The organism is Pseudobacteroides sp. (genome assembly GCF_036567765.1).
Classification (GTDB): domain Bacteria; phylum Bacillota; class Clostridia; order Acetivibrionales; family DSM-2933; genus Pseudobacteroides.
Map to the genome: position 1 here is coordinate 14,590 of NZ_DATCTU010000059.1, position 12,819 is coordinate 27,408.

Sequence of the window (12,819 nt, forward strand, 5' to 3'; positions counted from 1 at the left end):
CCTTAGCCGTGTCGACGATTGCACCCCCAAGTGCAATCGTAACTCAAATGCCGCTTGTATATACCAACGAACCCAGTATTACTAAGTAATACCATTTTTTCGAGCTGTTTCTTTAGTAAGTTTTACAATGTTTGATTCTAAATATTAAAAATCGGATTTACATTCTCCGTTTCTTTATACCTATTTTATAATCTTCTTTTTAAATAATCAATAATGGACTTAGGTATCACTGACTTAACTCGTTCCTTTATATTCAGTCCGATCTTAATCTTTTCAATAAAGTCCTCATTTGTAATATTCTTATAAAACAAATCTCTACCGTCCGGTCGTATAGTTGGACGAATAAGATTACCTTGTTTCATCATAACTTCATCCAAACTGCACTCAATGATTTCTGCATTTTCTCTAATTGAATTTATCATTAATTTCCCTTTTTCATTATTTGCTAAAACTGATGATACACCAAATTTGGATGCAAACTCTGGATGGCATTTCTGAATCCCCCAAAAATCACCTATTGTAATATCCCCAACTCTCCTTGTCGTAGCATATTTACACTGATAGCAGCACTCTCTATAACAATCACCATCCATAAAGTGTTTTCCATATCTATCAAGGGAAAGAGCTTGTGATTTTGTTCTTGTTGCAGTCCTTAGAAGATAGTGTGTTCCCCAGCCTCTTTTTTCTTTTGAGCGAAAATTATATTCCAAAACAGGTTCGTTTAATTTTTTTTCTAAAAACTTAAAATATTTTAAAAGAAAATGTGGGGATGGTACGCCATGACATATTAAATCAATTGTATATAAGTTTCCATGCTCCCGTTTGCCTAAATAAGAATACAATCCTGCAATTTGGCAGGGTGTTCCTGTAAACAAAACTACTTTACCTTCATCTATAAATTTCTTGGCAATGGAATAACAATTTTTTAAATTTGATTGAACATATTTAGATGACTGAATTCTTTGTAATTCTTCATATTTATCTACGCTGGTATGCTCCACCTGCATATCTTTGGTATATGTACATCCAAATACAACACCACTCATTTTAATAGCCCAATGAGCTATCAGGTCTGAAGCACCCCCTGATGCAGAATCCAAGATACGCTTTTCATCTTTATTCTTAAGTGCATATACAGCTACAGGAGCTTCAGACTGAAATTTGCTAGGGTTCATTGCCGGGCAATGTTTTACACACAATCCACAATTCACGCAAGCATTTTCTCGAATAACTGGGTATAGAAACCCTTCATGGTTTTCATTAATATCAATACAGTTACATGGACAAATCTGCTCACAACCTCTACAGCCCACACAAGCTGTACCAACTTCCCGAATATTCACTACTATCCTTCCTCCATTACAATATCTGAGTGATTTGGTTTCCTATATAGCTACGAGTCCTTTCTCTCTCTAATGTTATAATCTGATCAACCGCTGCAAAGTCTATATCTCTACTCAACACTGTTTCAGTTTCTGTAATACCCATAGCAATTCTCTCTCTCAATCCAAGCCGCTCCAATAAATCTGTCAGTTTCTCTTCGTTTCCATAGGAATTTCCTAAACTTTTGCGTACAATTGTTACAAAATTTCTATGAGTAATGATTGAAAATATGCTGCCATGAAAAGTATCAGTTATCACTTCCTCCGCGTGCTGAAAATATGCCAACACTTCAAACGGAGAGCAATCAATAAAACGATCCGCACATTTCTGAATCCCACCAATAGCATATACTTTTAAATTCTTTCTTTTTGCATATGCTGTAATCCAATCTGCTTCTTTATCTGAAATTCTTCCAGAGTACGCATACAAAATAAGGTATTTTTCAGTTGACCTCATATCTGGAATGATTTTGCAGCAGCCAGTATAATCATAAGCCAATACTGGGTCAAGATGATATTCCGGTTCCTTACTAGTTAGTGTTGTAACAAGGCTTCCAGAATTTTTATCACGAACAGACACCGCATCAAATTTCTTTAGTAACTCACCTATTTCTTCTATTTTATCATACTCCTGAAGCTTTTCCAGTGTGGTATTTCCAAAGGATGCAGCATAACTTATTAACTTTTTCGCACGATTATCTTTACCAAATAACTCCAAAGAGTATCCAACATTAGAATTTTTCTGGATGCAGTTAAACACTTCATCACTGCCAATGACTAAGCAGTCAAGCTCTGGAGTATAGTTCATTTTCTCAGTAATACCAAGTAAAGGGAGATACTTTTTGGCAAAAGATTGCTTATAAGTAATAAAAGCTAATTTATGTGATAACGGAGCATGATATTTGAATGTTTCAAGTCCTTTTTGCAACTTTCTCACAATTGGATTTTTCCTATCTGAGTACTCACTGATAATGGGCCTCTCAACGTGATAGTCAACAAACTCAACTTGACATGACTGTTGTTCTAATAATTGTTTTAGTGCGTAAGCCTGCAGGAATGAGCCATAATTTGCTATCCTCTGCATAGATAGGATTCCTACCTTTTTCATAATATCACTACTCCTTCTTTAGATGCAACAGTTTTCTTACTGCTAAATACTTGAATCCAATAAATAGATAATTAAAAAAATGTTTGAACAATCCTTTCAAGTTCTTGATTAAACTTTTCATTATTACTGTTCATATTATTGTTCATTGTTGAAACAACATTGTCATAATTTGCGATTGTATCACCTAACTTCTCTATGTCCAATATTGGAATTATAGTACCCGTGCGTTCTGCCACAGCCTTCGCAAACTCTACCTGATGATTATTTACATGCTCATCAAACATAAACTGTCGCGGAACAACAATAGGAATCTTGCCTATTTGAAGAGGCATAATAAAGCTTGCCGGCCCACCATGAGTAACAACAATTCTAGCCTCTGCTACATTTTTTTCCATTTCACTATAAGGAATCAACTTACTCCATGTGCAGTACTTGGGCTCATATGTACTATATCCTGTTTGTACAATAACTTCATCCTGGATTTTATTGTCTCGCTTTAAATTATCCACATACTCAATCAGCCTGTTAAAAGGCTGCTCATGCGTTCCCACTGTAACAAATATCATTTTTTCTCACCCTCGTTAGAATATGCTTCCTAAATTAACAGCCTTTTTATAGACTCGTTTTTGTTCTTCCCACTGAACTATAAATTTATCTACAATCGGATATACCATCTTACCAGTCATTGTAGGTTTGTCAATGCGATCAAACACCTCTATATAAATCAACTTAGCCCCCAATAGCTTCCCTAAATAGAAAAACGGAACCGCCACAGCTGCCCCTGAGGAAATTATCAAATCCGGTTTTTCTTTTCTAAGCACTTTCCATGCGATAACCATATTTTTAACCAGGGCTTTCAGACTTCGATTAGTGGGATAATAGCAAGGATACATTTTTTCATCTTTTAGTAAGCTCTTAGCATCTTCTTTATCAAACGTCACCCAAAATCTATCTTTAGTGCTCAAAAAGGGCATTAACATATATAAATGTGTTAGATGCCCGCCTGATGAACCAACAAGACATACTTTAATATTATTGCTACCATTACCCATTTCTCGCTCCAACTTTCTATAATTCTAAAACTTACTTCCAGTCTTTATCAAAAGGTTGAGACTTGTACATCTTTTCATATTAAAAACATTTACACTATTTAACAATTCTAAATTATTATATTAAATAATACTATGAGAGGAAAATAGATTTGCTTGAAATCTATAGTATTTAGTTTATTCCTTACTTATTTTCCTTACTTATTTTCCTTACTTATTTTAAATTCATATCAATTAATTGTCAATAGTAAATAGCCCTAATATTTTACATTTCTTTCTTTTTATATATTTTCTTATGAATTTTCATCAACTTTGTCAACTATTATTTCTAATTTGTCAAAATGTAGGTTTAATCTCTCTTTCAAAGGTTCACTAAGTACAAGAGTAATTACTGTACCTACAGATAAATTTTCGAATGAATAAAAAACATTTGTATAATTATTATATGTCTGAATCTTCTTTTCAAATGGTATGTCAGTTTTTATAATCATATGTTCGTAAAAATTGTCCTTATTATCACCGCTTACAAGGCTTCCCTTTTTATGCATTGATATTGGAAGCAGCTTATCCTCCTTCTGGCTCTCAGTCAAAGTCAGAACTAGATCCTTTGAACGGACATATACATGGTCCTCTGTAAAAGGGGTTTCATTTGCTTTGAGTACATATTTCCATTGTGACTTTTGCATTGAAATTATTTGTTCTACACCAAGAAGCTTTGAGAGCTTTTCATCATAGTACTTTTCATTCAGCTCATATATTTCTTTGTTAACCGAATCAATTTTACTTGAAAGCTCCTTATTTTTTTCAGCATACGAGCTAGTTATCTGGCTGGCCCTTTTATCTGCTGCCCTAAAATCAAAGTAAAATTTTACAGCAATACCCAGGGATATAACTAACAAGACAGACAATGCTGTTATGATTCTTTTGAGTTTTCTATGCATTTTATTCCAACACCCCCATATAATAAATAATCTCAAGAACAAGGATTACCTCGTTCTTGAGATTTTAAAGCATATTTATATTTTAAATCAATTATTTTGTAACTGTAACCTTCTGTGTATATGAACTAAGATGCGAGCCCGAGCTGATATCCTTAACTTTTACTATAATTTCATATTCCCTTGCCTGCTTTGGTAACCAGTAGAATGTATTGTCCGGAGAAAAGCTCTGCAATGTAATCCAGTCATAATTATCATACCTCAATCCAAACTCATACATAAGACTATTAGTTCCTGATGCATTTGCTGTAATTTTAAGAACCTTGCCCACCTTCTTATCACCTGCTAAACCAACGCTTTTTATAGATGCCGTTACTGGTTTATCAGGATCTATGATAGAGTATGTAACACTTCGCTGAGCCTCATAGGAACCTGAGTTAACATCTTTAGCCCTGGCCAATATTGTGTATTCACCAGGCAACATAGGTTTCCATTTCAACTTATTAACAGGTGAGTAATCCTGTAAAACTACATATCCTTTCGTCTCATACTTGTAGAATGCATATAAAAGATTCTTACTGCCTGATCCGTGAGCTGTAATCTCCAATTGAGTACCTATAGCCTGGGTTCTGTCCTTTTTGCTAAGTTCAAGCGGTGCAAGGCTGATTCCTTTTGGCACATCGCTAGTTTCAACCTTGTAATAGCTTTTACGGAAAGCATCATCAAATTTTACCGAAGTGCTGTCCTTTATATAAGCAGACACTTCATAAATACCTGACTTGGGTGCACTCCATGCCAGCTTTTCACCATTTCTATACCCCTCAGTAATTGTAGGCTTTCTATATTGCTCACCAATAGTAAACATATAGTTATTTTTATATCCACCCCTTAGGACACTTTCAGTCACAATCCTGCGATTTTCACTTTTACCTATCTTCTCAATGTCCATTTTCTTGAATTCAGGATATATGTAGCCTTCAGCCCTTATCTCAAATGCTTTATCCATTCTGTCAGCTTGAGTTCCGGTGATGTCGTTTGCATCAAATATATCCACTTCTAGAGTAAAGGTCCCTACGGCACTTGGCTTCCACACAAACAAATTCGATTTGGTGAAAGTTTGTCTGGTAATCCACTTGTTGCCTTGTTTTACAAGAAAGCTATAAAGTATATATTTACCGCCGCTGGCAATGACTTCTACGTTAATATTCTTTCCTACCGTTCCCTGTCCGTCAATTTCGGTGTCAGCTATTATCTTCTCTATTCTCAATACGTTAGGATCATGAACTGTTATCATATCTGATCTTTGATCAAGAAACTCATCTGTAGCTTTGTTCTTAATCCTTACCTGCACCTTATACACGCCATCCTTTTTTTGAGCTGGATTCCATGTAACATTGTAATTGCCGCTATAAGCACTCACAAGCACCCACCCGTTGGCATCTTGTCCCCATACTTGATACAGTAAATCGGCACTCTGCGGATTTATTGTAATGTTGAGCTTCAGAGGATTTAAGCTAACCTGCTTAATATCAATCCCTGTGATAGTCTGTGGTACCGAAGCAATAGATGTTGCAGGCTCTGCACTTGCCACATTAAAAGAGAATATGCTTAAAACAAATACTGATAACAACAACCTGATAACAACCCTTCTCATTTTAATCCCCTCCTAAATATAAAATGAATTATTTAATAAGCAATAAAAAGCTTGCTTGCAATAAATAAAATAAACTAAAATGTAAATTAAGCTTCTAATTTGTATATTTCTAGTATTATTGCAACATTATATTATAACACCCTTGAAAAATCAATATTTTTGAAAATTATTTCCTTAATATTACTGTTTTATTTAATACATGGGCATATTTGAATTTACAGACCATATCCAGTATAATAAAGGTTAATTGTTTACAATATATACTATTGCAAATCATTTTGTGAATGTTTACGAAAGGATCAAACTTTATAATGCTTAAAGACAAGAAAAGACTGGCACTTTACTTGCTTCTGATACCTGTATATCTTTTAATGATCTATCTTTTTTCACAGCAGACCGGTGGTACATCAAATCAAATATCAAAAGGAATATTAAAGAATATTGCAGAAACTCTATTTGGCCTTACAGGCAATGAATTAACCCACGATAGACTGGAAACCGTAAACCTGCTTTTCCGGAAGTTCCTCCATTTTACCGAATACTTTATATTGGCTGTGCTTCTTTACAGTTTGCTGAAAAACCTGTCTTTAGACATCAAAAAAAGGCTTATGCTTTCCATAATACTCGCTGTTATTTTCTCCATATCAGACGAATTTCACCAGTTGTTCGTGCCCAAGAGAACAGGTAGTATTGTTGATGTGTTGATAGATTCATCCGGAGTTATTCTAGGTGCTTTATTAATGTATTACAGAGAAAAGAAAAAAGGAAGGTTGGCTTCTGATACATCTTCGTCATGATAGACCCTCCGGACCATTTTTCCTATTTTATAATATCACACGTGATAACAGTTTATCTACATTAAATAGGCTCTAAACCCTATATTTTTCAAGCAAAATTTAAAGATATAGGTCTAAAGTCCCATATAATCACAGGAAGAATTTGTATAAAATATTGAATAAGTAAACTAATATTTTTAAGATGGGAGGATGATATTTTATGGATTATTCCAATGTTAAGCGGCGTTTGATTAAGCTTCACACAGGGCTGCTGGCAGCCATTTTGGTTACATCGGTTTCTATACCTGTCTATGCTTGCAAAGCAGGTGCCAATTCATATCCCACAAAACAAAATACATACTCTTCTAAGATCAAGAAGACCGAATATTATTTGTCAAAAGGTAAAGTGTATTCAGGCAACAAAAAAGTACTTAGTCTTTCTGTATCCAGCCAGGGAGCCGCTTCATTTTTTCAGCACATAAACTATAAAGGCTACTTGGCTACTTTACAGGAAGGAGACTATACACTTAGAAAGCTGTTGGCCAAGGGTATCAGAAACAATGATATTTCATCACTTAAATTAGTAAAAGGCTATCAGGTTACAATTTATGACGGGGACAATTTTACAGGTAAGCAGTGGAGCTTTAAAGCAGACAACAGTGATTTCAGCAAATTAAAACTAAATGATAAAATGACATCCGTGAAAATCAAACGCATTTCCACCCCAACACCGGCACCAACTTCAACGCCAATACCAACACAGACTGCATCTGCTTCAACGTTAAAACCAACTGCTACACCCACATTAAAACCTACTTCAGCACAAGTACCTACACCAACTGCCACACCCACATTAAGGCCGACTCCTACTATAACACCAACCGCAACTCCAACATTAATGCCAACATTGAGACCGACTCCCACAGTGACCCCAACCTCAGCACCAACACCTGTACCTAGTGGAATGAATGCAGATGAGAAGGCACTTCTGGATCTGGTTAATAAAGCAAGGGCTGATGCAAATTTAAAGCTCCTCCAATATGACCTGGCTGTAGCAAATGTTGCTATGATCAAGGCCAAGGATATGGTTGATAACAATTATTTCAGCCACACTTCACCCACATACGGTTCACCCTTTGATATGATGCAAATATTCGGCATCACCTATAGATATGCAGGGGAAAACATTGCTGCAGGATATACAAGTGTTCAGGATGTATTTAACGGTTGGATGAATTCTCCCGGACATAAGGCAAATATACTGGGTGCCAATTTTACACACTGTGGATTTGGAATTGCCAGCGGCGGAACTTATGGCGGCAAAACCTGGGTTCAGATGTTTATTGGTAAGCCTTAACATAAAAGACTGATAGATTGTTTAATTGAAATTGAAAACAGCCGATAAAATTGGAGTTTAGTCCCGATTTTGTCGGCTGTTTATATTGAAATTCAACATATAAAATGATAATATTTAGTAAACACAGAATACTGCTGGCAATAATAAGTTGTCAGATTAGGTTGGTGAATCATGGGTGACAAGGCATTAACCGGTGCAGGTGCTGGTAAAGGGTGCATGATTAACATTATAGTACCTAAGCTTAGTAAATGTACAGATTCAAAAGTGAATAAAAAAATAGCTGACACAATAAAGGAAAAGTGTGCAGGAAAAACTGCTGCCCAAATCAAATCCATGATTTTAAAAGATGTTAAGGAAATGGACAGCATACCGGTAGAAGAGCTTGCAGCATTGGTTGTTGACCTCTCAAACACCATAGGAGTTCCTATATTCCAATACAAAAACAATCCTTTGGATAATCCCAAAGCCATGGCAGATATTGTATTGAATCTGGAAGCAGTTTATGGTTTTTCGCCTAATCCTGATTCAACACGTATAGGTGAGTTTGCAAACAGCATTGATTGGACAAACCCGGCACATGTATTAAAAGCAACTGAAGCTAGGGAAAAATACCATCAGGAAAATGATTCAATTGCAAATCTAGTCTTGGAGATGAAGAGTAAAAATGCTCCAGTAGAAGAAATAGCTAAAGCTGCTGTCAATCAACGCAACCAGAACAGGCTTGACAGCTACTTAAAAAGAGGCGACGAGGCAGGTTACCAGAGAGTATTAAAGAGCAATCAAGAGACATATGGTAATCCTTTGGGTATGACACCAGAAAAAGCATTGGAGAAATATGGCTCTTGGGAAAAAGTAATCGAAAAATCAACAAGTACAAACTCTGGAATGGATGCCTGCTGCGGTTTGTATGATAAGTACTATCACTTATATGGTCTTTAGACATTACTTCATGTAAAAGCAAAGTGACTGGTATTTGAGGTGAATTTAAAAGGAGGCTGTATGATGGACAACCAAAATATAACAATCAAAATAAACAATTACGATAGTGATAATATAATTATATTCTTTGAAAAAAACGGAAAAAACATATGGAAAACTTTCGGTTTATTTAATTTCAGGGATGAAATGGACTATTGGGAAATGCCTACCCAACTAAAGGAAGTAAACGGTAATAACGGTTTTGTTTTTAGCAAGGATATTGATTTGGAATTGTTAAAGTCAGAAATAAACAGATTTATTTATGACAATAAGCTCAATGACAACGATTTTGATATATGAATTAATTCTCGTTTATATTTTGCAGCCGCCTATAGTGCGTATAGAACACCCATGCTGGGCACACAAACAAAAGCCGGCTTACTGTAAAGTTGCCTTATCTGCTTGAGTGTTCCTGTCCATCCACTAACACCCGACATATCAATAATATAGTCCCTATAATCAGGGTCATTAGCTTCAATATTAAATACCCTTGACTTTGCTTCATTCCAACTTCCACTCTTATCCAATGAGGCTGTAAAAAATATCTTGCCCCTTTGAGCTGATGTACCATTCTTCATTCTTATAACTATAGTCTTATTGCTATCAATATTGAAATCAAGGTTATCAGGTGATCTCAACTGTGGATCATTTGATGGCAAGCTTCCACCAGCATAGCCCCCTATCTGCCATTCAAAGCTACTAACTCCTGGAGAAGCAGTCCAATTCTCAATAGTTGAACTGAATTCCCACAACTTAATATCTGATGGTTTATTGTGTTCCGGTTCTATTCCATATTGTTCTATTGGCATATTTCCAATTGAAGCTGGCTGCTGTATCTTTATATAGTCTATGGCAAAAGCTCCACTGGAAACACCACTTTGGTCAATAGGATCCAGCCTTAACTGATTAAGATTTCCAGTCCACCCTGAAACGTTGGACATATCAATACAGTAATCTCTATACCCAGTATCATTTGCAGTAATACTAAAAATCTTTGATTTTGCTCCGCCCCACTTGGTGTCGGAAGAGGTTGTAAAGTACAATTTGCCTCTTACTGCCGCAGTGTTGTTTTTTCTTCAGTATTTGAGGCGAATTCCCAGGACTTTATATCCTTCGGTTTTTCTTCCACCTTTTCTGTATTAAACTTGACTTTGTAAGACTTACCTCTAGCATTTCTTACATTTACAGAGAATTTTATTGTTGGACTTAGATGATTAACTCTAACAGCACGAAGTTAACACCTATAATGTTTAGTTTATTCTCCTTTACAGCCATTGCATCCGATGAATTTTCCGGGATTGTGATATCAGGGCTGCTTGAATAATTTGATACATCAGAACTGGGTACACTAGGGAGCAAAACATAGGTGTATGTTTTGGCAGACGGGTTGCTGCCATGATCCAGCAACATCGTCAGGAAGTTTTTTGTATACCGGATCTCAGATCCTGCTCCAGTAACCTCTGACCATGAACCAGTCCTTGCTTCACCAAGTCCCTTAACACTAGCACCTTCAGGAAAGTAATATCCTATGCTGGAATCATCTGAATCTCCCGTTAGATATGCCCACTCAGCACCATTCATGGTTTCAGACCATCCAAGACTTGATGATTTTTGAACACCATTTACTAAAAGTGAATTGCTACCGCTGGAGTTAATTTTTCTGTTTTCAACTATTGCTTCAACAACTTTATTGTCAGTTGATGTAATACCACTTCCAAGACAAACAATTTCATTGTCAAACATAAACCATCCCTTATTTGCAGAAAGGTTTTGACCCGGGGTTTTAAGCTGCATACCTGTAACCCCAAAGATACCATTAATGTCAGTTCCACCAACCCAGGAGCAGGATGAAGTCTTTCTTTCATCAACTTTTGAGTTTTGCAGGACGGTAGTACCCGGAAGCCTATATGAGTCTACTGTTGGCCAGAAATTATAGGTATATTGGGTCTTGTCAGCATTAGCCAGCTCCATCCATCACCCTGATGCCATCCTTTTATATTGCTGCCAGGATTCATCCAATATTTTCTCAAGTTCAAGCAGTAGACATCAAAAAAATTCACCATATATAATTATAGTGAATTTTTTATTAAATAGCCTAAATAATCTTAATGGCCTCAATTTTGGTTTATATTTCGTAGCTCATTAATTCTTTTTTCAGAGAGGCCTGTTGCTTCAATTATTTTATGTGTATCCATTCCCATTGCTATTAAATTCTTTGCTGCTTTTTCTATACCTTTTTCTATACCTTTTTCTATACCTTTTTCCATTCCCTTTACTTCAGCTTTCTCTATCATTTTGTCAAATGCCGCCGCAAGATTTGATACCATGCCTTCAACCTCCTTAGGTACTGATTCATCCAATATTTCCTCAAACTTTTTACTTAAGTCTTTTGATATTCTTGGCTTAAAAATATATTTTAACCAACCTTTAAATAGCCCAAATTCCTCTTCATCAAGCCCCTTTAATATCCCTATAATGCTCTTAAGCTTTAATATAACATCCTGGGGCTTCTTTTTATCCATCAGGAACACCGCTGAGACTAGATTTGCTGCTTTTAAAAGTTCCTCATCTTTGTATCTGTTTATATCAAAAAGTATGTAATTGAAATCTACAACCCTGCTTTGAAAAACTTCGCTTCCATCCAGCATATCTCTATAATTTCTACATGCTGTCCATCTTCTCTCACCATTGTACAATACAATAGGAACAATTGATGGCAGTTTAAATCCTTTTCTTTTCCTGTTCTCTGCGTTTTTCCAGAAATCTCTCCATATTTCAACCATATACAAAAGTAGCCTAAATGGCATCTGATAATCTACAGAAGACTGCAATTCCAGCAAGCAGTAGAATATCACACTTTTATCTTTTAGCTTGAGTTGATAAATTATATCTGCTTCTTTTTCTTCAAAATCCTGCAAGATATATGATTTATTTATCTGCTCTAAGCTATTTTCATCAATTTCATTTACCCAGCTTTCTTTCACAAAACCCCTTAACATTTCTATAAATGAACGCTTGTGTGAAAGCAGGTTTTTATATCCCTTATCGTGCTCGTGCTTTATTTTTCCCATAGTATTTCCCTTTTTCCTAGCCTATATTTATTATACCAGTAAATTCATTAATTTTAAAGACTAACAGACTAACTTTTCTACCACTTCCTGCCCCTGGATATGTCGTCCATTACGGTAGATTTCAAATCATACCAGAAAATCTGTCCATGGTATCTCAGCTCGTCTTTGTACGGCGGTTGTTCCGTAAGCAGGTCGCTGTCTACAGGATAGTTCTCTCCATATATGCTGCCCTTTCCTTGGGCCCAGCCATTTTCAAGCTTTGAGAATTCCAGTGTTTTTACGCCGCTTCCGTATTCCTTGTATCCTGTTATATCAAATACTACCAAAAGCTTGGTAAACCTGTTTTCATACCTTAATTCAGGAGCAGCACTATCTTTTTTAACTATCCTGGCATTATAGGGAATGAAATAGGAAAACTTCCATGTGTTGTAATCAGGCTTTGCTTTATCCGGCGTTATCATGCTGTCCCTGCTTAATGTGAAAAGTTTTGATTTATTGTAGTATTC

General features: G+C 35.9%; 14 protein-coding genes. 4 read left to right on the top strand and 10 right to left on the bottom strand.

Annotated features, from left to right (window positions below):
- Nucleotides 1-185: 185 nt before the first annotated feature.
- From VIO64_RS09040 to VIO64_RS09065, 6 genes are all read right to left on the bottom strand, one after another.
- Complete coding sequence (locus VIO64_RS09040; protein WP_331917329.1) at nt 186-1,343, bottom strand: Coenzyme F420 hydrogenase/dehydrogenase, beta subunit C-terminal domain; 1,158 nt, start codon at nt 1,341-1,343, stop codon at nt 186-188.
- Between the two features lie 16 nt (nt 1,344-1,359).
- Nucleotides 1,360-2,490 carry a polysaccharide pyruvyl transferase family protein gene (locus tag VIO64_RS09045; protein ID WP_331917331.1) on the bottom strand — a complete coding sequence of 377 codons (1,131 nt, stop codon included), beginning with the start codon at nt 2,488-2,490 and terminating at the stop codon, nt 1,360-1,362.
- A 71-nt stretch (nt 2,491-2,561) separates the two neighbouring features.
- Entirely contained in the window at nt 2,562-3,056 is a 495-nt protein-coding gene (locus tag VIO64_RS09050; RefSeq protein WP_331917333.1) for a glycosyltransferase, read from the bottom strand.
- A 15-nt stretch (nt 3,057-3,071) separates the two neighbouring features.
- Nucleotides 3,072-3,542 carry a PssD/Cps14F family polysaccharide biosynthesis glycosyltransferase gene (pssD, locus tag VIO64_RS09055; RefSeq protein WP_333783862.1) on the bottom strand — a complete coding sequence of 157 codons (471 nt, stop codon included), beginning with the start codon at nt 3,540-3,542 and terminating at the stop codon, nt 3,072-3,074.
- Nucleotides 3,543-3,832: 290 nt separating this feature from the next.
- Nucleotides 3,833-4,480 carry a hypothetical protein gene (locus VIO64_RS09060; RefSeq protein WP_331917335.1) on the bottom strand — a complete coding sequence of 216 codons (648 nt, stop codon included), beginning with the start codon at nt 4,478-4,480 and terminating at the stop codon, nt 3,833-3,835.
- Nucleotides 4,481-4,571: 91 nt separating this feature from the next.
- The gene (locus VIO64_RS09065; protein WP_331917337.1) at nt 4,572-6,131 is read right to left on the bottom strand and encodes a triple tyrosine motif-containing protein; all 1,560 of its coding nucleotides are present in this window, start codon (nt 6,129-6,131) and stop codon (nt 4,572-4,574) included.
- A 311-nt stretch (nt 6,132-6,442) separates the two neighbouring features.
- On the opposite strand from VIO64_RS09065, the gene VIO64_RS09070 reads away from it, so the two are divergent.
- From VIO64_RS09070 to VIO64_RS09085, 4 genes are all read left to right on the top strand, one after another.
- On the top strand, nt 6,443-6,928 hold the full coding sequence (locus VIO64_RS09070) for a VanZ family protein (protein ID WP_331917339.1): 486 nt from the start codon (nt 6,443-6,445) through the stop codon (nt 6,926-6,928).
- A 199-nt stretch (nt 6,929-7,127) separates the two neighbouring features.
- Nucleotides 7,128-8,264, top strand: a complete 1,137-nt coding sequence (locus VIO64_RS09075) for a CAP domain-containing protein (RefSeq protein ID WP_331917341.1) — start codon at nt 7,128-7,130, stop codon at nt 8,262-8,264.
- 171 nt (nt 8,265-8,435) lie between these two features.
- Entirely contained in the window at nt 8,436-9,203 is a 768-nt protein-coding gene (locus VIO64_RS09080; protein ID WP_331917343.1) for a hypothetical protein, read from the top strand.
- Between the two features lie 60 nt (nt 9,204-9,263).
- The gene (locus VIO64_RS09085; RefSeq protein ID WP_331917345.1) at nt 9,264-9,542 is read left to right on the top strand and encodes a hypothetical protein; all 279 of its coding nucleotides are present in this window, start codon (nt 9,264-9,266) and stop codon (nt 9,540-9,542) included.
- Nucleotides 9,543-9,571: 29 nt separating this feature from the next.
- Here the strand turns inward: VIO64_RS09085 and VIO64_RS09090 are convergent, their stop codons facing one another.
- The 4 genes from VIO64_RS09090 to VIO64_RS09105 all read right to left on the bottom strand — a co-directional run.
- A complete protein-coding gene (locus tag VIO64_RS09090) occupies nt 9,572-10,285 on the bottom strand; it encodes a hypothetical protein (RefSeq protein ID WP_331917347.1) in 714 nt (237 codons plus the stop codon).
- 163 nt (nt 10,286-10,448) lie between these two features.
- Nucleotides 10,449-11,213, bottom strand: a complete 765-nt coding sequence (locus VIO64_RS09095) for a polysaccharide lyase family 8 super-sandwich domain-containing protein (RefSeq protein ID WP_331917349.1) — start codon at nt 11,211-11,213, stop codon at nt 10,449-10,451.
- Nucleotides 11,214-11,356: 143 nt separating this feature from the next.
- Nucleotides 11,357-12,313 carry an Rpn family recombination-promoting nuclease/putative transposase gene (locus VIO64_RS09100; protein WP_331917351.1) on the bottom strand — a complete coding sequence of 319 codons (957 nt, stop codon included), beginning with the start codon at nt 12,311-12,313 and terminating at the stop codon, nt 11,357-11,359.
- A gap of 77 nt (nt 12,314-12,390) precedes the next feature.
- Nucleotides 12,391-12,819: hypothetical protein (locus VIO64_RS09105; RefSeq protein ID WP_331917353.1), on the bottom strand; the 429-nt coding region annotated here is incomplete at its 5' end.

Bases quoted from the DNA above. Each gene is read 5' to 3' on its own strand.
- VIO64_RS09095 (WP_331917349.1), bottom strand. From the start codon at position 11,213: ATGGAGCTGGCTAATGCTGACAAGACCCAATATACCTATAATTTCTGG.
- VIO64_RS09045 (WP_331917331.1), bottom strand. From the start codon at position 2,490: ATGAAAAAGGTAGGAATCCTATCTATGCAGAGGATAGCAAATTATGGC.
- pssD (WP_333783862.1), bottom strand. From the start codon at position 3,542: ATGGGTAATGGTAGCAATAATATTAAAGTATGTCTTGTTGGTTCATCA.
- VIO64_RS09080 (WP_331917343.1), top strand. From the start codon at position 8,436: ATGGGTGACAAGGCATTAACCGGTGCAGGTGCTGGTAAAGGGTGCATG.
- VIO64_RS09050 (WP_331917333.1), bottom strand. From the start codon at position 3,056: ATGATATTTGTTACAGTGGGAACGCATGAGCAGCCTTTTAACAGGCTG.
- VIO64_RS09075 (WP_331917341.1), top strand. From the start codon at position 7,128: ATGGATTATTCCAATGTTAAGCGGCGTTTGATTAAGCTTCACACAGGG.
- VIO64_RS09070 (WP_331917339.1), top strand. From the start codon at position 6,443: ATGCTTAAAGACAAGAAAAGACTGGCACTTTACTTGCTTCTGATACCT.
- VIO64_RS09065 (WP_331917337.1), bottom strand. From the start codon at position 6,131: ATGAGAAGGGTTGTTATCAGGTTGTTGTTATCAGTATTTGTTTTAAGC.
- VIO64_RS09100 (WP_331917351.1), bottom strand. From the start codon at position 12,313: ATGGGAAAAATAAAGCACGAGCACGATAAGGGATATAAAAACCTGCTT.
- VIO64_RS09085 (WP_331917345.1), top strand. From the start codon at position 9,264: ATGATGGACAACCAAAATATAACAATCAAAATAAACAATTACGATAGT.
- VIO64_RS09060 (WP_331917335.1), bottom strand. From the start codon at position 4,480: ATGCATAGAAAACTCAAAAGAATCATAACAGCATTGTCTGTCTTGTTA.